The sequence below is a fragment of the Streptomyces sp. NPDC031474 genome, from assembly GCF_055581185.1.
In genome coordinates, this window is sequence record NZ_JBVIJX010000019.1 from 210,902 (window position 1) to 232,520 (window position 21,619).

The 21,619-nt window shown below is 69.4% G+C and carries 19 protein-coding genes, 1 rRNA gene and 1 riboswitch; of the genes, 5 read left to right on the forward strand and 15 right to left on the reverse strand.

Going from position 1 to position 21,619, the window contains the following annotated elements; all coding sequences use genetic code 11:
* Window positions 1-39 precede the first annotated feature (39 nt).
* On the reverse strand, window positions 40-1,038 hold the full coding sequence (locus ACZ5SK_RS35945; protein WP_334583136.1) for a carbohydrate ABC transporter permease: 999 nt from the start codon (window positions 1,036-1,038) through the stop codon (window positions 40-42).
* A gap of 6 nt (window positions 1,039-1,044) precedes the next feature.
* Window positions 1,045-2,337 carry an extracellular solute-binding protein gene (locus ACZ5SK_RS35950; protein WP_334583137.1) on the reverse strand — a complete coding sequence of 431 codons (1,293 nt, stop codon included), beginning with the start codon at window positions 2,335-2,337 and terminating at the stop codon, window positions 1,045-1,047.
* Window positions 2,338-2,734: 397 nt separating this feature from the next.
* Here ACZ5SK_RS35950 and ACZ5SK_RS35955 point away from each other — a divergent pair, with 397 nt between their 5' ends.
* From ACZ5SK_RS35955 to ACZ5SK_RS35970, 4 genes are all read left to right on the forward strand, one after another.
* Entirely contained in the window at window positions 2,735-4,690 is a 1,956-nt protein-coding gene (locus ACZ5SK_RS35955) for an APC family permease (RefSeq protein ID WP_468576995.1), read from the forward strand.
* A gap of 107 nt (window positions 4,691-4,797) precedes the next feature.
* On the forward strand, window positions 4,798-5,349 hold the full coding sequence (locus ACZ5SK_RS35960; protein WP_334583139.1) for a hypothetical protein: 552 nt from the start codon (window positions 4,798-4,800) through the stop codon (window positions 5,347-5,349).
* A gap of 619 nt (window positions 5,350-5,968) precedes the next feature.
* Window positions 5,969-6,364, forward strand: a complete 396-nt coding sequence (locus ACZ5SK_RS35965) for a TOBE domain-containing protein (RefSeq protein WP_079663619.1) — start codon at window positions 5,969-5,971, stop codon at window positions 6,362-6,364.
* A 60-nt stretch (window positions 6,365-6,424) separates the two neighbouring features.
* Window positions 6,425-6,844, forward strand: a complete 420-nt coding sequence (locus ACZ5SK_RS35970; RefSeq protein ID WP_334583140.1) for a TOBE domain-containing protein — start codon at window positions 6,425-6,427, stop codon at window positions 6,842-6,844.
* A 296-nt stretch (window positions 6,845-7,140) separates the two neighbouring features.
* On the opposite strand, the gene gcvP is transcribed toward ACZ5SK_RS35970, so the two are convergent.
* Window positions 7,141-10,026, reverse strand: coding sequence for an aminomethyl-transferring glycine dehydrogenase (gene gcvP, locus ACZ5SK_RS35975; RefSeq protein ID WP_468576998.1), 2,886 nt, complete (start codon window positions 10,024-10,026; stop codon window positions 7,141-7,143).
* A 182-nt stretch (window positions 10,027-10,208) separates the two neighbouring features.
* A riboswitch (glycine riboswitch) is annotated at window positions 10,209-10,304 on the reverse strand.
* Between the two features lie 112 nt (window positions 10,305-10,416).
* Here gcvP and ACZ5SK_RS35980 point away from each other — a divergent pair.
* Window positions 10,417-10,788, forward strand: a complete 372-nt coding sequence (locus tag ACZ5SK_RS35980) for a PRC-barrel domain-containing protein (RefSeq protein WP_079663616.1) — start codon at window positions 10,417-10,419, stop codon at window positions 10,786-10,788.
* A gap of 5 nt (window positions 10,789-10,793) precedes the next feature.
* Here the strand turns inward: ACZ5SK_RS35980 and ACZ5SK_RS35985 are convergent, their stop codons facing one another.
* From ACZ5SK_RS35985 to rrf, 12 genes are all read right to left on the reverse strand, one after another.
* Complete coding sequence (locus ACZ5SK_RS35985) at window positions 10,794-11,255, reverse strand: nucleotidyltransferase domain-containing protein (RefSeq protein WP_334583142.1); 462 nt, start codon at window positions 11,253-11,255, stop codon at window positions 10,794-10,796.
* Between the two features lie 56 nt (window positions 11,256-11,311).
* Complete coding sequence (locus ACZ5SK_RS35990; protein WP_334583143.1) at window positions 11,312-12,724, reverse strand: DNA polymerase IV; 1,413 nt, start codon at window positions 12,722-12,724, stop codon at window positions 11,312-11,314.
* A 69-nt stretch (window positions 12,725-12,793) separates the two neighbouring features.
* Window positions 12,794-13,477, reverse strand: coding sequence for a MerR family transcriptional regulator (locus ACZ5SK_RS35995; RefSeq protein WP_173877778.1), 684 nt, complete (start codon window positions 13,475-13,477; stop codon window positions 12,794-12,796).
* Between the two features lie 244 nt (window positions 13,478-13,721).
* Window positions 13,722-14,195: a bifunctional nuclease family protein gene (locus ACZ5SK_RS36000; protein WP_004934251.1), complete on the reverse strand. Its 474-nt coding sequence runs from the start codon at window positions 14,193-14,195 to the stop codon at window positions 13,722-13,724.
* A gap of 84 nt (window positions 14,196-14,279) precedes the next feature.
* A complete protein-coding gene (gene ftsR / locus ACZ5SK_RS36005) occupies window positions 14,280-15,017 on the reverse strand; it encodes a transcriptional regulator FtsR (RefSeq protein ID WP_361710634.1) in 738 nt (245 codons plus the stop codon).
* A 41-nt stretch (window positions 15,018-15,058) separates the two neighbouring features.
* Window positions 15,059-15,943 carry an FHA domain-containing protein gene (locus tag ACZ5SK_RS36010; protein WP_319348038.1) on the reverse strand — a complete coding sequence of 295 codons (885 nt, stop codon included), beginning with the start codon at window positions 15,941-15,943 and terminating at the stop codon, window positions 15,059-15,061.
* An 82-nt stretch (window positions 15,944-16,025) separates the two neighbouring features.
* Window positions 16,026-16,859, reverse strand: coding sequence for a DUF881 domain-containing protein (locus ACZ5SK_RS36015; protein WP_334583146.1), 834 nt, complete (start codon window positions 16,857-16,859; stop codon window positions 16,026-16,028).
* A 5-nt stretch (window positions 16,860-16,864) separates the two neighbouring features.
* Window positions 16,865-17,197: a small basic family protein gene (locus ACZ5SK_RS36020; RefSeq protein WP_020133151.1), complete on the reverse strand. Its 333-nt coding sequence runs from the start codon at window positions 17,195-17,197 to the stop codon at window positions 16,865-16,867.
* Window positions 17,194-18,090: a DUF881 domain-containing protein gene (locus ACZ5SK_RS36025; protein ID WP_468577002.1), complete on the reverse strand. Its 897-nt coding sequence runs from the start codon at window positions 18,088-18,090 to the stop codon at window positions 17,194-17,196. The genes ACZ5SK_RS36020 and ACZ5SK_RS36025 overlap by 4 nt, the downstream gene beginning before the upstream one ends.
* 106 nt (window positions 18,091-18,196) lie before the next feature.
* Window positions 18,197-20,692 (reverse strand): mannose-1-phosphate guanyltransferase, encoded by a 2,496-nt coding sequence (locus ACZ5SK_RS36030; protein ID WP_334583148.1) that lies wholly within the window; start codon window positions 20,690-20,692, stop codon window positions 18,197-18,199.
* Between the two features lie 114 nt (window positions 20,693-20,806).
* Window positions 20,807-21,415, reverse strand: coding sequence for a CDP-alcohol phosphatidyltransferase family protein (locus tag ACZ5SK_RS36035; protein ID WP_319348035.1), 609 nt, complete (start codon window positions 21,413-21,415; stop codon window positions 20,807-20,809).
* Window positions 21,416-21,524: 109 nt separating this feature from the next.
* Window positions 21,525-21,619: ribosomal RNA gene (rrf, locus tag ACZ5SK_RS36040) — 5S ribosomal RNA — on the reverse strand; the annotation flags it as partial.

The following is a 21,619-nucleotide window of genomic DNA, read 5'->3' on the forward strand; positions in this document are numbered from 1 at the left end:
GGCCGGTCCCGCGGGCGCTCCCGCCGGTCTTGACGACGCTCACGAGCCGCCTCCTCGCATGGTCGTGGTGGCGCCCTGGAGGTCGCGGCGGAGCACGAACCGCTGGTAGGCGAGGGCGAAGACGAGGCTGATGCCGAACATGGCCACGCTGATCGCGCTGGCGTAGCCGACCTGGTAGCGCTTGAAGCCGTACTGGAACATGGTCACGGCCATCGTCTCGGAGTGGTGGTCGGGACCACCCGCGGTGACGACCCACACCAGGTCGAAGAGCTGGATCGCGCCGATGACCGACAGGAAGACGCTGATCCGCAGGGTGGGCGCGAGCAGCGGCAGGGTGATGTTGCGGAAGCGCTGCCAGGGGCCGGCGCCGTCGATCAGGGCCGCCTCGGTCAACTCGGCCGGGATGGACTGCAGCCCGGCCAGGTAGAGCATCATGTGGAAGCCGAAGAACTTCCACGTCATGACCAGGAAGAGGGTGGCCATCACGGTGGAGGGGTCGGCGAACCACTGCCCGCCCACCCCGTCCAGCCCGATCGCGCCGAAGACGTGGTCGGCGAGGCCGTCGTCCGGGGCGAAGATCATGCTGAACAGGACGCCGGTGATCGCCTCGGAGAGGATGTACGGCGCGAAGAACAGCATCCGGTACACGGCCCGGCCGCGGATCTTCTGGTTGAGCGCGACCGCGAGGGCGAGCGCGAACGGCAGCTGGAGCAGGAGCGAGAGTCCGACCAGGAGCAGGCAGCGCCACAGGTCGCCCAGGAACACCGGGTCCTTGAAGAGCCGGGTGAAGTTGTCGCCGCCTATGTAGTTCTCGGGCATGCCGAAGCCGCCCCAGCGGAAGAACGAGGCGTACAGCGCGAACATCATCGGCAGCAGGACGAGCGTGCCGAACAGCACCAGTGCGGGCGCCTGGAAGCCGACGGCGGTGAGCCAGTGCAGCGCCCGCCGCCGCGCCCGGCCCCGGCTGCTGTCCGCGGCCGGGGGCGGGAGGTGGACGTCCGGGCCGCTGCGCTTGTCCGGGAGGAAGGTGGAGGTCATCGCCTGCTACTGCTCTTCCTTCGCGACCTTGGTGATCGACTCGGTGACCTGCTTCGGCGACTTGGAGCCGGCGATGAGGGCGGCCACGCTGTCGTTGACCTCCTGGCCGAGGGCCGGCGCGTACGCCTGGTCCAGGTAGAGCTGGAAGCCGGTGGCGGCCTTCAGCTGCGCCTGTACGGCCTTGACGTTGGGGTCGACGATGGCGCTGTCGGCGGCCGGGACGACGGGCAGCACTCCGGTCTTCTTGACCAGTTCGGTGTCCGTGGCGGCCGAGGCGAAGAACTTCAGGAAGTCGACGGCCGCCTGCGGGGCGCCCTTGCGCAGGGCGTGCCCGCCGCCCCCGCCGAACACCTCGGTGATCACGCCCTTGCCGCCCTCGACCGCCGGGAACGGGAAGAAGCCGAGGTCGGCGCCGAGCCCCTTGCCCGAGTCGGCCTCCACCGAGGGCGCCCACTGGCCCATGAGTTCCATCGCCGCCTTGCCGTTGCCCACGGCGGCGGCCTGGCCCGTGGGGCTGGAGTAGGCCGCGCCGAGGAAGCCCTTCTGGAACGGCTGCAGATCGACGAGGTCCTTCAGGTGCTGACCGGCCTGGACGAACCCGTCCCCGGTGAAGTCCTTGTCGTCCCCGGCCTTCTGCAAGGCCTCGACACCGGCGGTGCGCATCGCCAGGTACGCCCAGTAGTACATGCCGGGCCATTTCTCCTTGCCGGCCAGCGCGAGCGGGGTGATCTTGGCGGCCTTCAGCTTCCGCACGGCGTCGAGGAAACCGCTCCAGGTGGTGGGCGGGGCGCTGATGCCGGCCTGCTTGAAGAGCGCCTTGTTGTACCAGAACCCGATCATGCCGATGTCGAACGGGATGCCGTACACCGTCTTGTCCAGCAGGTAGGGCTCGCGGGCGACCGACAGCAGGCCCTCCCCCCACTCCTTCGTCCGGTCCGTGAGGTCCTCGACCAGCCCGGCGTCGACCTGCTGCTTCAGGACACCGCCGCCCCAGGTGTGGAAGATGTCGGGGAGCTTCCCCGAGGCGGTCAGCGCCGTCATCTTCGACTTGTAGGCGTCGTTCTCCAACTGGACGATCTTGATCTTCACCTTGGGGTTCTGCGCCTCGAACTGCTTGGCCAGAGCGGCCCAGACGTTCTTGGCCGGCTGGGTGGTGGAGATGTTCCACCACTCGATCGTGGTCGTCCCCGACGACCCCCCGTCCGAGTCGCCGCCGCAGGCGCTCAGTGCCGTCATGCTCAGACCGGCCGCGGCGGAGGCCGCCAGGAAGCCGCGGCGGGAGAGTGCCGGGTCACCCATCATGCGCTCCTTGATTGATCGAAAGTTTCGAACCAGATCCAGAAAGCTTCGCTGCTGCCGCACCCTAGAGACACCCTCCGACGGGTGGCAACCCCTTGAACACAGGGAATCCAGGGGCCCGCTCAAGAAACCAGGCCTGAAGGGATCACCGAAGACGCCGAAACATTCGGATGCGGTGGCGAACATTACGGAGCGCGGCGCGGCGCGAGCCCCGTGGCCGGAAACGAACCCGTCCGCGCAGGGGGCCGGGCGTCCGGCCCGCGACCAGTCTTAACGGAAGCTTGACGCCGTCCGGCCCATGATCCGTGGGCCCGGGCGTCACTCTCCGCTTACGCTGATGCCGCCGTCCGCGTGATGGCCGAAACCACACGCTGAGCCGCACATCAGGAGCACGCCGATGGCCACCACCGAGCACCCTCCCCCCAGTCGCCTGCGCGCCTGGATGCTGGAGGGCCTGTCCGACATGGGCAAGGGGCACGCTCAGCAGACGGCCCCGAACGCCGAGGCCAAGCCCGAGCCCAAGGGGCAGCGCTGGTACCGGGTGATGTGCCTGACCGGCGTCGACTACTTCTCCACCCTCGGCTACCAGCCGGGCATCGCCGCGCTCGCGGCCGGTCTGCTCTCCCCCGTGGCGACCATCGTGCTCGTCATCGTCACCCTGGCGGGCGCCCTGCCGGTCTACCGGCGGGTGGCCGAGGAGAGCCCGCACGGCGAGGGCTCGATCGCCATGCTGGAGCGGCTGCTGTCCTTCTGGAAGGGCAAGCTGTTCGTCCTGACCCTGCTGGGCTTCGCCGCCACCGACTTCCTGATCACCATCACCCTGTCGGCCGCCGACGCCTCCACCCACCTGGTCGAGAACCCGCACCTCACCAGCACCCTGCACGACCAGCAGATGGTGATCACGCTCATCCTCGTCGCCCTGCTCGGCGCGGTGTTCCTCAAGGGCTTCCTGGAGGCCATCGGGGTCGCCGTCGTCCTGGTCGTCGTCTACCTCGGTCTGAACGCGGTCGTGGTGGCCGTGGGCCTGTGGCACGTGCTCACCGAGGGCCAGGTGGTCACCGACTGGTCCAACGCCCTGACCGCCGAGCACGGCAACGTCTTCGCGATGATCGGCGTCTCCCTGCTGGTCTTCCCCAAGCTGGCGCTGGGCCTGTCCGGCTTCGAGACCGGCGTCGCGGTCATGCCCCACGTCCAGGGCGACCCGGACGACACCGCGGAGAACCCCAAGGGCCGCATCCGGGACACCAAGAAGCTGCTGACGACCGCCGCCCTGATCATGAGCGTCTTCCTGATCGCCACCAGCTTCATCACCACCGTGCTGATCCCGAAGAAGGAGTTCGAGCCCGGCGGTCAAGCCAACGGCCGCGCCCTCGCCTACCTCTCCCACGAATACCTGGGCAACGCCTTCGGCACGGTCTACGACGTCTCGACCATCGCGATCCTCTGGTTCGCCGGCGCCTCCGCCATGGCCGGGCTGCTCAACCTGATGCCCCGCTACCTCCCCCGCTACGGCATGGCCCCGCACTGGGCCCGCGCCGTGCGCCCCATGGTCATCGTCTTCACCCTGGTCGCCTTCCTGGTCACCTGGATCTTCGACGCCGACGTCGACGCCCAGGGCGGCGCCTACGCCACCGGCGTCCTGGTCCTGATGTCCTCCGCCGCGATCGCCGTGACCATCGCTGCCCGCCGCGCCCAGCAACGCGGCTGGACCATCGGCTTCGCCGTCGTCTCGGCGGTCCTGCTCTACGTCACTGTCGTGAACGTCATCGAGCGCCCCGACGGCGTGAAGATCGGCGCCTGCTTCATCGCCGGCATCATCCTCGTCTCCCTCCTCTCCCGGCTCGCCCGCGCCTTCGAGCTCCGCGTGACGAGCGTGACGCTCGACGACATGGCGGAACGTTTCATCCGGGACATGGCCAGCCGCAAGATACGGTTCATCGCCAACGAGCCCGACCGCCGGGACAAAGCCGAGTACCGCGACAAGATCGAGCAGATCCGCGAGGACAACGACATCCCCGGCGAGGACTTCGTCTTCGTCGAGGTGACGGTCGTCGACCCGTCCGAGTTCGAGTCCGGCCTCACCGTGCGTGGAGAGGTCCTGCACAACCGCTACCGCGTCCTGACCCTGGAGTCGTCCTCCATCTCCAACGCCCTGGCCGCGCTGCTCCTGCACACGCGCGACTCCACCGGCTGCCTCCCGCACATCTACTTCGAGTGGACCGAGGGCAACCCCTTCGCCAACTTCCTGCGCTTCTTCCTCTTCGGCCAGGGCGAGGTCGCCCCGGTCACCCGCGAGGTCCTGCGCGAGGCGGAACCGGACCGCGCCCGCCGCCCCCGCGTGCACACCGGCTGATCCCGGGACCCGGCACCGTCAGAAACGCGTAAGAATCCGGCCGGTCAACGTCAGAACCCCGTCAGCACCCCTCCACGCGGCCCCCGGAGCGGCCTACCTTCGGGCTCATGCAAGGGCCGGAAGCAGGGCAGGGGCAAGGCCGCGGCGGCGGCGGACCGGCGTACCCGACCGTCGACCGCCGCCGGCGCGCCGACGTCCGGCTCGCGACGGGCTGCGCGCTCGGCTTCTGCGCTCTGGCGTTCCTGGTCGACTGGGACGCGGAGACCCTCACCCTCCCCCGTGCCCTGCTGTGGCTGACCCTCTCCGCCGGCGTCCTCGCCGTGCTCCTCCCCCCGAGGGTCGCCGCGGGCCCCGGCCTGCTGGCCGTCAGCGGCCCGGTCCGTCGGCGCCAGGTGCGCACCGACGCGCTGGTCGCCGTACGCCAGTACGCCGGGGCCTCCGCCCACCTGGTCCTGTCCGACGCCCACGGACACCGGCTGGAGCTGGACCCCCGGGTACTCACCGGAGACCCGCTGCTCTGGCACGAACTCGACACAGGAGCACGCCGTTCCCTGGAACGCGGCACCCTACGGGAAGGCGCAGAGGTGCTGGAGCGCCTGCGTCACGAGATCGACGACCCGATCGCACGGGAGATCCTGAAGGCCTCGGGCCTGCTCTGAAGGACGCCCGCGGCACTCCTGGCTCGCGCCCAACGGACTCCGCCGCGGCGGCCACACCACGATCCGCCCTGAGGCCCGTCCGCCGAAGAGGCACAGCGGCCCTTGATCTGGGCGAACTCGACAGCGAGCGCGGCGGCGTCCACCACGCCCCTCTGTCCCCGGCCGCTGTCTCCAGCCGCAGCGTGCCGCACCGCCTGTCCGGCCCGCCTCGACGGGTGCCGCGCCCGAACCCCGCCCAGCTGAAATCCAGCGTCACGTCCCCCGGGACGGCTCATCGGCAGCCGCCGCGGCACCGACCAGCCGGCACCGCCCTCGCGCGTTCGCCGGTGCCGGTCGCCGCGCCGAGGACGGCCAGGGTGCGCTGGTCGGCGGGGTTCATGCGGACGAGTGCGCAGACCGCGGCGAGCCGGGGGCGACCGGCAGGTCGGCCGCGCCCATGCCGGCCGTGAGCGCGGTCGGCCCCCTCCCCCGGCATCCGCACGGCAGGGCAGCCTCCACCCCGGCCGGCGGGCGCATCCACGGTCGGCCGACCGTCCCCCGCGGTCGCGCTCAGCGCCTGCACGGCCCGGCCCCCGCCCCATGTCCACCACCTGCCGCTCACGGCCCTATCGTGACCGGCATGCAGAGTTACACAATCGGCCAGGCGGCACGGCTGCTCGGCGTGAGCCCCGACACCGCACGCCGCTGGGCCGACGCCGGCCGGGTGGCGACCCATCGCGACGAGGCCGGACGGCGCCTCATCGACGGCAAGGACCTCGCTGCCTTCTCCGTGGCACTCGCCCGGGCCGACGGCCCCGCCGAGGACACCCCGTACACGTCGGTCCGCAATGCCTTCCCCGGCATCGTCACCGCGATCAAGCTCGGCGACGTCGCCGCCCAGGTGGAGATCCAGGCCGGCCCGCACCGTCTGGTCTCCCTGCTCACCCGCGAGGCCGTCGAGGAACTGGGACTGGAGGTCGGCATGGAGGCCACGGCCCGCGTGAAGTCGACAAACGTACACATCGACCGCACCTGAACGCGACGCAGACCCACGCATACCCGGCATAAACCGAGCAGAGCCCTACCGTTGGTGCCCATGACCCTGAGCATCCGCAATCAGCTCCCCGGCACCGTCACCGCCGTCCACCCCGGCGAGGTCATGGCCACCGTCACGGTCCGCCTGGCCGGCGGCCAGGACGTCACGGCGGCCATCACGTTGGAGGCCGTGAACCACCTCGGCCTCACCACCGGTACCGCCGTCCGCGCACTGGTGAAGTCGACGGACGTCTCCCTGGCCACCGGCCCGGTGGACGGCCTCTCGATCCGCAACCGGCTCCCCGGCACGATCACCGGTCTCATGATCGGCAGCGCCATGGCCGCGGTGAAGATCACCGTGGCGGGCGGCGAACTCACCGCGGCGATCACCAAGGACGCGGCCACCGACCTCGGTCTCTTCGTGGGCTCCGACGTCATCGCACTGATCAAGGCGACCGAGGTGTCCCTGGCCACCGATTAGACACCCCGCCCACGGCACAGAACGCCTTGGGGGCGCGTCGAGAGCGGTGCGACGGACTCCAGGCTCGGCGCCGCAAGCCCTGGCCCATGAGCGCGCCGAACACGTCCCGCTCACGGACCAGGGCCTGAGCAGCTCCGCAGCGCGCAGACGAGTCGGGATCACCCCCCGTGCCCCGCGCACCCCGACCGCGGCGGCCGGCTCCAGGCAGGCCCTGCCCGGTCACTGAGAGGTGCCCTGATCATCGGCAAGGACGGCGACTCGGCTGGGAAACCCCAGCCGAGCAGCGCCTCGCCCGCTCAGTCCTCGTACGCGTCCAGCGGGGGGCACGAGCAGACCAGGTTCCGGTCGCCGAAGGCCTGGTCGATCCGGCGCACCGGCGGCCAGTACTTGTCGGCGGCGGACACTCCGGCCGGGAAGACGGCCTCCTCACGCGTGTACGCGTGCTCCCACTCCCCGCCGAGCGCGGCCGCGGTGTGCGGGGCGCCCCGGAGCGGGTTGTCCTCGGCCGACCACTGGCCGGTCCCGACCTTCTCGATCTCCGCGCGGATGGCGATCATCGCCTCGCAGAAACGGTCCAGCTCGATGAGGTCCTCGGACTCGGTCGGCTCGATCATCAGTGTCCCGGCCACCGGGAACGACATCGTCGGCGCGTGGAACCCGTAGTCGATGAGCCGCTTGGCGACGTCGTCGACGCTCACCCCGGTCGCCTTGGTGAGCGGCCGCAGGTCGATGATGCACTCGTGCGCGACCAGCCCGCCCGGGCCGGTGTAGAGCACCGGGTAGTGCGGCTCCAGCCGCTTGGCGATGTAGTTGGCGCTGAGCACCGCGACCTGCGTGGCCCGCTTGAGCCCCTCGCCGCCCATGAGCCGCACATAGGCCCAGGAGATCGGCAGGATCCCGGCGGAGCCCCAGGGAGCCGCAGAGATCGGCCCCACACCCGTCTCCGGCCCGGCGGCGGGCTGCAGCGGGTGGTTCGGCAGATACGGCGCCAGATGCGATCGTACGGCGACCGGCCCTACCCCCGGGCCGCCACCGCCGTGCGGGATGCAGAACGTCTTGTGCAGGTTCAGGTGCGAGACGTCCCCGCCGAAGTGCCCCGGCTTGGCGAGCCCGACGAGCGCGTTGAGGTTGGCGCCGTCGACGTACACCTGCCCGCCCGCCTCGTGCACCTGCGCGCAGATGTCCGCGACGTGCTCCTCGAAGACACCGTGCGTGGACGGATAGGTGATCATCAGCACCGCCAGCTCGTCCCGGTGCTGCTCGATCTTCGCCCGCAGGTCCTCGACGTCGATCTCGCCGTCCCCGGCGGTCTTCACGACGACGACCTTCATACCCGCCATGACGGCGCTCGCCGCGTTCGTGCCGTGCGCGGACGACGGGATCAGGCAGACCGTCCGCTGCTCGTCCCCGTTGCCCCGGTGGTACCCGCGGACGGCGAGCAGCCCCGCCAGCTCCCCCTGCGACCCGGCGTTCGGCTGCAGGGACACCTTGTCGTACCCGGTGACCTCGGCGAGCCGCTCCTCCAGCTCCCGGATGAGCGTGAGGTAGCCCTCCGCCTGCTCGGCCGGCGCGAAGGGGTGCAGCTGCCCGAACTCGGGCCAGGTGACCGGCTCCATCTCGGTGGTCGCGTTGAGCTTCATGGTGCAGGAGCCCAGCGGGATCATGCCCCGGTCCAGCGCGTAGTCCCGGTCGGCGAGCCTGCGCAGATAGCGCAGCATCGCGGTCTCGGAGCGGTGCCGGTGGAAGACGGGGTGCGTCAGGATCGCGTCGGACCGCAGCTGCCCGGCGGACAGGGCGTCGGCGGTGGCCGTGTCGAGCGACTCGATGTCGCCGTCCACGCCGAAGGCGGCCCAGACCGCGGCCACCTGCGCCCGCCCGGTCGTCTCGTCGCAGGCGATCGACACCTGGTCGGCGTCGACGAGGTGCAGGTTGACCCCGTGCTCCCGCGCGGCGGCGACGACCTCGGCGGCCTTCGCCGGCACCCGCACGGTCAGCGTGTCGAAGTACGACCCGTGCACGACCTCCACACCTCCGGCCGCGAGCCCGGCGGCGAGGATCGCCGCGTACCGGTGGGTGCGCAGGGCGATCGCCCGCAGCCCCTCCGGCCCGTGATAGACGGCGTACATGCCCGCCATCACCGCCAGCAGCACCTGCGCCGTGCAGATGTTGCTCGTGGCCTTCTCACGCCGGATGTGCTGCTCACGCGTCTGCAGCGCGAGCCGGTAGGCCTGGTGCCCGTCCGCGTCGACGGACACCCCCACGAGCCGCCCGGGCAGGCTGCGCGCGAACTTCTCATGGACGGCCATGTAGCCGGCGTGCGGCCCGCCGAAGCCCATGGGCACCCCGAACCGCTGCGTCGTGCCGACCGCGATGTCCGCCCCCAGCTCACCGGGCGACTTCAGCAGCGTCAGCGCGAGCAGATCCGCGGCCACCGTGACGAGCGCGCCGAGCCCGTGCGCCTCGTCGACGATCGCCTTGAGGTCGCGCACGGCGCCGGAGGCTCCGGGGTACTGCACGAGCACGCCGTTGATCTCGCGCCCGGCGAGCTCCGCCGGGATGCCGTCGCTCAGATCCGCGACGACGACCTCCACGCCGGTCGGCTCGGCACGGGTCTCGATCACAGCGATGGTCTGCGGCAGCACGTCCGCGTCGACGAGGAAGAGGCCCTTCTTGTTCTTCCCCATCCGCCGGGACAGCGCCATGGCCTCGGCGGCGGCCGTGGCCTCGTCGAGCAGCGACGCGCCGGAGGTGGGCAGACCGGTCAGGTCGGCGACCATGGTCTGGAAGTTCAGCAGCGCCTCGAGCCGACCCTGCGAGATCTCCGGCTGATACGGCGTGTAGGCCGTGTACCAGGCCGGATTCTCCATGACGTTGCGCAGGATCACGGGCGGCGTGAACGTCCCGTAGTACCCGAGCCCGATCATCGAGTCGAGAACCTGGTTGCGGTCGGCCAGCGAACGCAGTTCCGCCAGCACCTCGGCCTCGGTGCGCGCGCCCGGCAGGTCCAGCGTGTCGGCGTTCTTGATCACATCCGGTACGGCGACGGCGGTGAGCTCGTCGAGCGAGCCGTAGCCGACCTGCGCGAGCATCTTGGCCCGCGCCTCGAGGTCGGGCCCGATGTGGCGCTGCTCGAAGGGGATTCCCTGTTCGAGTTCGGAGAGCGGAATGCGATCGGCGGTCATTTCTGAGGCCTCCTGGTCTGACGACCTTCGAGGGTCACCACGGCGCGGGTACCCGGACGGCCTCCCCCTCTGTCATCTCAACCTGAGAGCTTCACCGGCCGCCCGAGGACAGCCGGCTTTCACCGTCGGTGAGAGCGGACGCCGTCGACGCCGTCGGCACCCGCCCTGCTTTCCAGAGTGACCTCGTCCGTGCGGTACGTGAGCCTGAGAGATTCCGGGGAGGATTTGCTCCTTCGGCGCCTCCGATGGTGTCCGGAGGACTCTCCCGCACGGGGTCAGCAGCCGTTGTCAGACTACCAGCGAGGTCAACGCCACCCTCTCGAGTGGCCGCCCGTCCCAAAGTGCTCTTTTGTAGTGCTTACGGATGAGTTGCGACCAAGTGGAGGGCCCGTGCAGACCGACATCGATCCGCGCAACCTGATCGGCCGCAAGGCGTTCGACCGCAACGGCACCAAGATCGGCACCGTCGACGAGGTCTACCTCGACGACGCCACCGGCGTCCCGGAGTGGGCGGCCATACGCACTGGTCTGTTCTCCCGCGACGCCTTCGTCCCTCTGGAGCCCAGCGAGCTGGTCGAGGGCACTCTGCACATTCCCTTCGACCGGGCTCTGATCAAGGACGCCCCGGACTTCGGCGTGGGCCGCCACCTCTCTCCGGAACAGGAACTCCAGCTCTACCACCACTACGGCCTCGACGTGGCCGCCCCGCCTCCGCTCCCCGACCACGACTTCGGCCGGCTCGCGGGCACGGACGAGAGCTGAGCCCCTCAGACACAGGCCTGTATCAGCTCCCGAAGGATCCCGGCAGGGTCGTACAGCGGCCGGGCGCCGTCCGTGACGACTCTCCGCGTCCCGTCGTCGACCGGATCGGCCCGCGCCCAGTCGGGAGAACCGACGCCCACCTCCACTTCCAGACCGGAACCGGTGACATACCGCCATTCGGTGATGGGCCCCCATTCCTGCACGCGGACCAGCTCTCCCAGAGACAGTTCCCGCGCCCAGGCGTCGTCGGCGGCGTACTGGTCAGTGGCCGTCGACAACACCACGAGATCGACGTCGGAATCGGGTCGCGCGGCGCCACGCGCACATGACCCGACGAGGAGCAGCCCGACCACGTCGCTCCGGTTCGCGGCCCAGCGGGTGACGCGATCCACCACCTGCCGCATCTCCGCCTCACGCTCCGGCGACACCCCACCCGCGTCCACGACCCGGCCTCCGTGCAGTTTCATCCAGCTCTCCCCTCCCCTACCGGCGCCACCTCGCAGGACGCCGCCGCCTCTCCGACTCACCCCACACCGTGAGCGGCTTCACTCTGTGTAACTGATCCGTCTCGCCGGGAGTTCCCAGTCCGGCCGTCCTCCTCAGGTATTCGCCGCACCAGCGGCAGCGGATCCGCCGGCTCCAGCTCCGGGTCGTCGGTCCGGAACGTCCGCACCCGTCCCGGCTCCGACTCGGGCGTCTCGAACCGCACCGTGACCCGGCCCAGCCCACTGCCCTGCACCCACCCGTGGCCGAGCTCGGCATGCCGCACGTCGTGTCCCGGCCGCCACTGGTGCTCGACCGGCACCGGCTCCTCGCCGACGGGCTCGTCCGCGAGTTCCTCCTCGGGCCCTGCCGCGCGCTCCTCCGCCGCCTGCGCGAACAGGTCCTCCTGCGTGAAGTCCGCCAGCCCGCTGACGCCCACGCCGAGCAGCCGCACCCCACCCGTCGTGTCCACGGAGTCCAGCAAGCGGGCCGCCGCCTCCCGGATCACCGCCGGGTCGTCCGTGGGACCGCGCAGGGTCTCGGACCGGGTGAGCGTGGAGAAGTCGTACCGCCGCACCTTCAGCACGATGGTCCGCCCCGACAGACCCGCCCCCCGCAGCCGCCGCACACACCGGTCCGCCAGCCGCTGCACCTCCAGCTCGACCCGGACCCGATCGTGGATGTCCACGTCGTACGTGTCCTCGACCGACACCGACTTGGTCTCCCGCTCGGCCACCACGGGCCGGTCGTCATGCGCCAGCGCCATGGCGTGCAGGGCATGCCCATGGGCCTTGCCCAGAAGCCGAACCAACTCGTCCTCACCGGCCTCGGCGATCTCGTCGACCGTGGTGATCCCGGCCCGCCTCAGATGGTCGCCGGTCGCCGGGCCGACCCCCGGCAGGGTCCGCACCGACATGGGCCCGAGCAGCGCCCGCTCGGTGCCCGGCTCGATCAGCACGAGACCGTCGGGTTTCGCCTGCTCCGAGGCGATCTTCGCGAGCATCTTGCAGGAGGCCAGACCCACCGAACCCGTGAGCCCGGTGACCGCCCGGATGTCCGCGCGCAGCCTGATGCCCGCCAGCCGCGCCGACTCGCTGTCCCAGGCCGCTTCCCCGGCCTCCAGGTCCACGAAGGCCTCGTCCAGACTCAACGGCTCCACCAGCGGCGACAGCGCCCCGAGCAGCTCCATGACCTGCTCGCTGATCGACCGGTAGAACGCGAAGCGCGGAACGAGATAGGCCGCGTTCGGAGCCAGCCTGCGCGCCTGGGCCATGGGCATCGCCGAGTGGACCCCGAAGACCCGCGCCTCGTACGACGCGGTCGCGACCACTCCGCGGGGCCCCAGACCGCCCACGACCACCGCTTTCCCACGCAGACTCGGCTTGGACGCCTGCTCCGCCTGCGCGAAGAAGGCATCCATGTCGAGATGCAGGATCGTGGGCGCGTTTCTCACATGTCCGATGCTGCACCACACCACTGACAATGAGGTCGTACAGCCGCCCCTCACATCGCGCGAGGGGCCTCAGACCGCCCGGTTGCGCCTACGCGCCAGCTCGTCCGCCGGGTTGTGCCCGACGAGCGTCTCACCGGTGTCGACCCGCTCCCCGTGCAACTGCGACAGCGCGCTCTCGACGTCCCGCCACACCACGCCCACGGCGATCCCGAAGATCCCCTGACCGCCCTGGAGCAGCGCGTGCACCTCGTCCGGAGAGGTGCATTCGTAGACCGTGGCGCCGTCGCTCATCAGCGTCATGCGCTCCAGGTCGCTGAACCCGCGCTCCCGCAGATGCTGGACGGCGGTGCGGATGTTCTGCAGCGACACCCCGGTGTCGAGGAAACGCTTGACGATCTTCAGGACGACGACGTCCCGGAAGCTGTACAGCCGCTGCGTACCCGACCCGTGAGCGGGCCGCACACTCGGCTCGACGAGCCCGGTGCGGGCCCAGTAGTCCAGTTGCCGATAGGTGATGCCCGCGGCCGCACAAGCCGTCGGGCCGCGATAGCCGATCTGCTCGGACGCCATGGATGTCGCCCCTCCGCTGCTCGGCACGGCCGCCGGTCGATGAGGGGCGTGATCGGCCGCGCTGCCGTGAGGGGGATACCCCCTGCCCGAGCGCAGCTGAGAGCTTGGGGGAGGGTACGGACCGCTCCCCCCGACACCGAGTCCGGGGGCACCCCCAGCCGTACCGTCGCCGCTGCTTCTCACGCCGACCTCCGTCCTTGACCTGCCTTCTCGACGGTAGGCAGTCACCAGGGGTGCGTCAACGATCGCCACACTCGGCACGCCGAGTGATAATCACCCTAGGAGTGGTTTCCCGCACCCCACCGCGGGGAAAGGCTAGCCGAATGCGCCGAGAACGAGCCGTAGGACGCTCTCACTCGCCGCCGGCATTTGCCGTGAACAGGACGGGCGCCCCGTACGGGACGCCCGTGTCACGCCTGTGTGCCGACTACTGGTTGCTGGTGCCGAAGTCCTCGGGCGAGATCTGGTCGAGGAACTCGCGGAACTTCTCCACCTCGTCCTCCTGCTCGTCCGGGATGGCGATCCCCGCGTCGTCGAGCACCGTGTCACTGCCATAGATCGGTGTCCCCGTGCGCAGCGCCAGCGCTATGGCATCGGACGGCCGCGCGCTCACCTCGACCCCGCTGGCGAAGACCAGCTCCGCATAGAAGACGCCCTCGCGCAGATCCGTGATGCGCACCTCGGTGAGCTCCTGGCCGACGGCCTCCAGCACGTCCTTGAACAGGTCGTGGGTCAGCGGTCGCGCGGGAGCCATGCCCTGCTGGGCGAAAGCGATGGCCGTCGCCTCCCCCGGTCCGATCCAGATGGGAAGGTAACGGTCGCCTCCCACTTCACGCAGTAGCACGATCGGTTGGTTGGAGGGCATCTCGACCCGGACACCTACGACATCGAGCTCGTTCACACAGCAACCCTAGGCCGTGCCCGGGACGTTTGGGTAGTCGGGCCGGGAACGGGTGACCGATCCGCCCTGGGCAAAACCGCCCGCTCAGGGCAGCCGCACCCCGAGCGCGGTCTGGACCAGCGCAGCGTGCAGCCGCACCGTGAGCCCCGCGAGTTCCTTCGTACGGGCCTCCGCATGGGCCCTGGTCTGCGGATTGCGGTGACGCCTGAGCGGAGCCACCACCTGGTCCACGAGCCCGGCCTCACGATCGGCCGCGGCCTTCATCACACGCAGATGCCGGGGCTCGATCCCGAACCTGCCCAGCTCCGCCACGAGCGCGGCCACCGTGGCAGCCTCGGCGTCGTAGACCCCGTCCTCCAAGGGCACGACGAGCCCGTACGACTCCCACTCCGCGAGCTCCGGCTCACCGATTCCGGCAGCCGCCAGCAGCTCGGACCGGCCGATCCGGGCCACGGTGGGCCCCTCCGACGGCTCCAGGACCGCCTCGCCGTCCCGCTGCCGGCCGACGGACGGCAACGGCGCGGCCTCGCCGCGTTCCATGGCGTCCAGATGCTCGCGGATGACCTTGAGCGGCAGGTAGTGGTCCCGCTGCATCCTCAGTACGTGACCGAGGCGCTCGACGTCCTCCGCGCTGAACTTGCGGTACCCCGACGGGGTCCGCTGCGGCTCGACGAGCCCTTCCGACTCCAGGAAACGGATCTTGGAGATGGTGACGTCGGGAAACTCGTCGCGCAGCGCGTTCAGCACGGTGCCGATGCTCATCGGGCCACCGTCCGCGGCGGCGGCGCCGTGGCCGACACCGCCCCTCGGTGTTCGAAGCATGGACCTTCCCTGGGGTCCCCCCGGACGGCGTCCGGGGAGGGTCAGTAGCCCCGCTGGCTCGCGTAGAAGACCAGCCGGTACTTGCCGATCTGCACCTCGTCACCGTTCGACAGAGCGACCTCGTCGATCCGCTCCCGGTTGACGTACGTGCCGTTCAGACTGCCGACGTCCGCAACCCGGAACGTGCCGTCCGGATTGCGCCGGAACTCCACATGGCGACGAGAGACCGTCACGTCGTCGAGGAAGATGTCGCTCTGCGGATGACGGCCGGCCGTCGTCAGGTCGCCGTCCAGAAGGAAGCGGCTGCCCGAGTTCGGACCGCGGCGCACGACCAGCAACGCGGAACCCAGCGGCAGCGCGTCGACCGCGGCCTGCGCCTCGGGAGACAGCGCGGGCAACTGCGTCTGACCGGTGACCTCGGCGTCGTAGGCCTCAAGACCGGAAATGGAGATGGTGGAGGTCGTCTCCGACGCGCGCTCGGGCGTCAGCCCGGGACGCAACGGAGCGCCACAATTGGAGCAGAAGCGGCTGTTCTCCGCGTTGCGGTTACCGCACCTCGTACACACCAGGGCCGACATAGGGGAAAACCCTCCACCCGCACTTGAGGTTGACGGTTGGCCGAAACCTATGCCGCCGGACTGCGCAGGGTCAACAGACGCCGCACCCTGACCTCCGGAAATGTCGCCGCCCGGACCACCCACCTGGTCCCTGAACAACGGCCGCTGACCCTCTGCATCAGGCTGTGCGCGATGACGAGCGGTCGCGTTGTCGCTGCCCTCTCGCGCGCTCTTGCCGAACAACTTCGCAAACAACTTCACGGGCGATTCCCCTTGACCGAAACAGACCCGCCCGTGGGGCAGGACGAACCCTGACTGAATACACCGGCCGACCCGGACACCTTCACAACGTCCATGTCCACCAGACAGTTTCCACCACGCACCACCCGATCGGTGCGTCGACCCCCCGCAACCTCATGCCCCTGCCGGACGCCCCGCATGCACCACCGGTTCACTGGACCGACGACCGAGCGTAGTCAGGCTGCTTCGCCGCTCGCAAGGCGTCCACGACGATCTTGTCCGACCGCTCGACGGTCACGGTGGCCTGCTCCTTCTCAAGAGTCTGCACCACGCCTCCAGGGATGTTCAGCGCCGGCTCGAGGTCCTGCGGGTTGCCGATGACCTTGAAACGAAAGGGCGCGTTGATCTTGTTCCCGTCGACGCTCACGCTCTTGCCGGAATCCGTCAGGTACGTGCCGGCGACGACCCGCACACCGTTCACCTGGATCGCCTCGGCCCCCGCCGCGCGCAGCTCCTGGATCGCGTCGAGCAACATGTCGGCCTGGACCGTCCCCTTCGTGTCCTCGATGGTCATCGTGATGCCGGGCCCCTGCGCAGCCACCGTGCCCGCCAGAATGCCGAGTTGCCTCTCCTTCTCGACCGTCTGCTTCCGGGCCTCCTCGGCCTGGTCGGAGCTGTTCTCCAGCTCCTGCTGCTGCTTCTCGAGTCCCTGCTTCTCGTCCGAAAGACGCTGACTGCGGTCGTCCAGTTCATCGAGGATGCGTACAAGATCTTCCTGCCGCGCGCCGCGCAGAGCGTTGCCGCTGTCGCTGTTGGAGGCGACCTGGACCGCCAGGCCGAAACCGAGGCCGAACAGCAGCAGAGCCACGATGAGTTGGGCCCGCGACACCCGCGGCGGCCACAGCCCCTGAACCAGCCGCTGCCGGCCGGTCAGCACGGGCGCGGCCGGCTTCTCGGCCGCACCGTCCTCAGACGACGTCACAGGCACCTCGTCGGGCAACTCCTTGCGCAGCCTGTTCCCGGGTGCCTCATCCTGCTCGCTCATCGGCCTCACGCCCGGAAGACGTGCCGACGGATCGCCGCGGCGTTGGAGAAGATCCGGATGCCGAGGACGACCACGACACCCGTGGACAGCTGCGACCCCACGCCCAACTCGTCACCCAGGAACACGATCAGGGCGGCCACGACCACGTTCGACAGGAACGACACCACGAACACCTTGTCGTCGAAGATGCCGTCGAGCATGGCGCGCAGCCCGCCGAACACGGCGTCCAGCGCCGCCACCACGGCGATCGGCAGATACGGCACGACAGCTGCCGGAACCTCTGGCTGGACCAACAGGCCGGCCACGACTCCCACGACGAGGCCCAGTACGGCGATCACGATGCGTCCTTCTCAGTTCTCGGCTGTGCTGTACGTACGATCACACTCGGTGCGGCGGGCAGCCGGATGTCGTTCGCCACGGAGATGGCCGTCCGAATGCCGTAGTTCTCCTGCAGGGCGTTGAGATACAGCCCGTCGGCGCTGTTCTGGAACCGGGTACTGAGATTTTTCCCGTCCCCCACAGCGAGCACCGTGTACGGCGGCACCAGCGGCTTGTTGTCGACCAGTATCGCCTCCCCCGCGGCCCTGATCGCCGACAGCGCCGTCAGCCGCTGTCCGTTGATGGAGACCGCCTCGGCGCCCGACGCCCACAGCCCGTTCACCACACGCTGCATGTCACGGTCCCGGACCCGCCCGGTGTCGGAGAAACCGGAGGTCTCCCGCGGGTCGCCGTCACCGCCCGTGGTGGCCTCCTTGGCATCGTCCACGACCAGTCTGACGCCCGGGCCGTGCACCTCGACGGCGCCCGACAGGATGCCCACCAGGTCCGCCCGCTCACTGCCCCCGCTCTGCTTGAGCGCCTTCTGCTGCCGGGCGCTCACGTCGTCGCGCAGCTCGTCGACGGTGCTCTCGAGCTTGTCGGCGGCCTTGGTCTCGCGGTCGATGCGATCGATCAGTTCCTCGCGCTCCTTGGCGACGACCGGAGCCGCGACCCGCGCCTGCGCCGCCCCGACGGTGACCACGAGGGCCGCGAGCACCAGCCCTGCGGCGAGACCGAGCTTCGCCCGCACCGTCTTGGGCAGGCCGCCCGCGCCTTCGGCCCGCTTGCGGGCGGCGGCCTCGGCATACCCGTCGTCGAGGCTGTGGTCCATGACTTTGGTGAGCAGCGACATGGACGCGTCCGGACGCGACGCGCGCGCGGGTGTGCTCCGAACGGGGGGCTGCTGCGGCATGCCGCACATCGTCGCACGTCGCGCCCAGTACCTCCGAATGGCCCCACCGGCGTGCCGGACCGACCCCCTTGGGGGCACGTGTCCGGCACGCGCGCGTGCGCGTGGTTCAGCGTCCGGCGCTGTCCACGACCGACGACCACTCGTCGAGCAGGGCCTGCGCGGACGCGTCGTCCGGACCCTCCGCCCACAGATGGGTGACGGCCTCGGCCGGGTCGGGCAGCACCATCACCCAACGCCCGTCCGTCTCCACCACCCGCACACCGTCGGTGGTGTCCACGAAGCGATCTCCGGCCGCTTCGACGACCCGCCGCATCACCAGCCCCTTGACGGCCCACGGGGTCGCCAGATCCCGCTTCAGGACGTGCGCCCGCGGGATCCGCGCATCGATCTGGCTGAGGGTGAGCTGTGTCCGCGCCACCAGCCCGATCAGCCGCACGAAGGCCGCCGTACCGTCGAAGACGCTGCTGAACTCCGGGACGATGAAGCCGCCCTTGCCGTCCCCGCCGAAGATGGTCGCCTCGTCCTGCCCGACCCGCGTCAGGTCGTCGGGCGACGTCGTCGTCCACTCGACCTGCGTCCCGTGATACGCCGCCACCTGCTCGGCGATCCTCGTGGTGGTGACCGGCAGGGCCACCCGCCCGCTGCGCCGCTCGGCGGCCACCAGGTCGAGCAGCACGAGGAGCGCCCGGTCGTCCTCGATGATGCGGCCCTTCTCGTCAACGAGGGAGAGCCGCTCACCCACCGGGTCGAAGCGCACGCCGAACGCGGCCCGCGACGAGGCCACGATCTCCCCGAGCCGCACGAGCCCGGAGCGCCGTTGGTCGCCCGTCTCCGTTGGTCTGGCCTCGTTCAGGCCGGGGTTGATGGTCAGCGAGTCCACCCCGAGCTTCCCCAGCAGGCTCGGCAGCACCAGCCCGGCGCTGCCGTTCGAGGCGTCCACGACGACCTTGAGCCCGGATTCGGTGATCCCCGTCGTGTCCACGTTCCGCAGCAGCGACCCGGTGTACGAGTCGAAGACGCTGGCCGGGAAGTACAGGTCCCCGATCTCTCCGGGGAACGCCCGCCGGTACTCCTGCCGCGCGAACACCCGGTCCAGTTTCCGCTGACTGCCCTGCGACAGGTCGGCGCCCTGCCCGTCGAAGAACATGATGTCCACGGAGTCCGGAACCCCGGGCGAGGTCCGGATCATGATCCCGCCGGCACTCCCCCGCGCGGTCTGCTGCCGCGCCACGGGCAGCGGTACGTTCTCCAGGTCGCGTACGTCGATGGCGCTGGCCTGGAGCGCGGAGATGACCGCCCGCTTCAGCGCACGGGCGCCACGGGAGTGGTCCCGGGCCGTGGTGACCGTCGATCCCTTCTTGAGGGTCGTGGCGTAGGCCCCGGCGAGACGCACGGCCAGCTCGGGCGTGATCTCGACGTTCAGGATTCCGGAAACCCCGCGGGCGCCGAAGAGGTGCGCCTGCCCCCGCGACTCCCAGATCACCGATGTGTTGACGAACGCGCCGGCTTCGATGGTCTTGAAGGGATAGACCCGCACATTGCCCTGCACGATCGATTCTTCACCGATCAGGCATTCGTCGCCGATGACGGCGCCGTCCTCGATCCGGGCCGCCCGCATGATGTCGGTGTTCTTCCCGACGACACAGCCTCGCAGATTGCTGTGCTGCCCGACGTACACGTTGTCGTGCACGACGGCCTTGTGCAGAAACGCCCCGCTCTTCACGACGACGTTGGATCCGACGACCGTGTGCTCGCGGATTTCGGCGCCGGCTTCGACCTTCGCGTAGTCCCCGATGTACAGGGGCCCACGCAGTACGGCGTCGGGGTGTACTTCGGCGCCCTCGGCCACCCACACGCCGGGCGAGATCTCGAACCCGTCGAGCTCGACGTCCACCTTGCCCTCAAGCACGTCGGCCTGGGCCTTCACGTAGCTCTCGTGTGTGCCGACGTCCTCCCAGTAGCCCTCGGCGATGAAGCCGTAGACCGGCTTGCCTTCCTTCATCAGCTGCGGGAAGACGTCACCGGACCAGTCGACGGGAACATCGGCCTCGACGTAGTCGAAGACTTCGGGCTCCATGACGTAGATACCCGTGTTCACCGTGTCCGAGAAGACCTGGCCCCAGGTCGGTTTCTCCAGGAAACGCTCGACCTTGCCTTCTTCGTCGACGATGGTGATGCCGAATTCCAGCGGATTGGGCACACGCGTCAGACAGACGGTGACCAGCGCACCCTTTTCCTTGTGGAAGTTGATCAGCTCGGTGAGGTCGAAGTCGGTGAGGGCATCGCCGGAGATGACGAGGAAGGCGTCGTCCTTCAACGCCTCCTCTGCGTTCTTGACGCTTCCGGCGGTACCGAGTGGCTTCTCCTCGTTGGCATAGCTGAGCTCCATTCCGAGCTCCTCGCCGTCACCGAAGTAGTTCTTGACCAGAGACGCCAGGAACTGGACTGTTACGACGGTCTCGTTGAGCCCATGCCTTTTGAGCAGCCTCAGAACGTGCTCCATGATCGGCCGGTTGGCCACCGGCAGGAGCGGCTTGGGCATGCTTGAGGTCATAGGGCGAAGGCGTGTGCCTTCGCCTCCGGCCATCACGACGGCCTTCATGTCGGAAGCGTCCTCCTAAAAAGAGACGACGGTCTAGCCGACTTCACCCGTCCAGATTGTCCCGCACTTTCCCGCCGCGGGCCATCGAGCCACTGCTGCTGCCGATCGGCGAGGTCAGTCGGCCATGGCGTCCGCACGAACGAGGCGGCGGACCTGTACCACGTAGAGGACTCCTGCCCACCAGTAGAGCGTTGTACCCCATCCGGCGAACGCCCATCCGAAAATAGCAGCGAGTGACGCCAGCCATCCACTTCCGTCACTGAGCAGAAGCAGCGGGAAGGCGTACATCAGGTTGAAGGTGGCCGCCTTCCCCAGGAAGTTCACCTGCGGCGGGGGATACCCGTGACGCCTGAGGATGCCCACCATCACCAGCAGAACCAGCTCACGCGCAAGAAGTACAGCGGTCAACCAGAGAGGAAGAATCTCCCGCCAGGTGAGACCGACCAAAGTCGAGAGAATGTAGAGCCGGTCTGCAGCGGGGTCGAGGAGCCGGCCGAGGCTGCTGATCTGGTTCCAGCGCCGTGCGAGCTTGCCGTCCAGATAGTCACTGACCCCGCTGAAAGCCAGCACGAGAAGGGCCCAGCCGTCGCTCTGCGGGCCTCCGAACTCAGGCCGGAGGATCAGCCACAGGAACACGGGCACGCCGACGAGACGCGCCATGCTGAGGATGTTCGGGATGGTGAGCACCCGGTTTGTCTGGACACGGGTCTCCTGGACCTCCACCCGGGGGCCTCCAGTAGAAAATGAGCCAACGATGCCCCCTGACCATACCCCAACGCAAAAAAGCTCTGGCCCTCGGGCTGTATGCCCAAGAGCCAGAGCTCTAAAAGGAGTTCGGCGGTGTCCTACTCTCCCACAGGGTCCCCCCTGCAGTACCATCGGCGCTGTAAGGCTTAGCTTCCGGGTTCGGAATGTAACCGGGCGTTT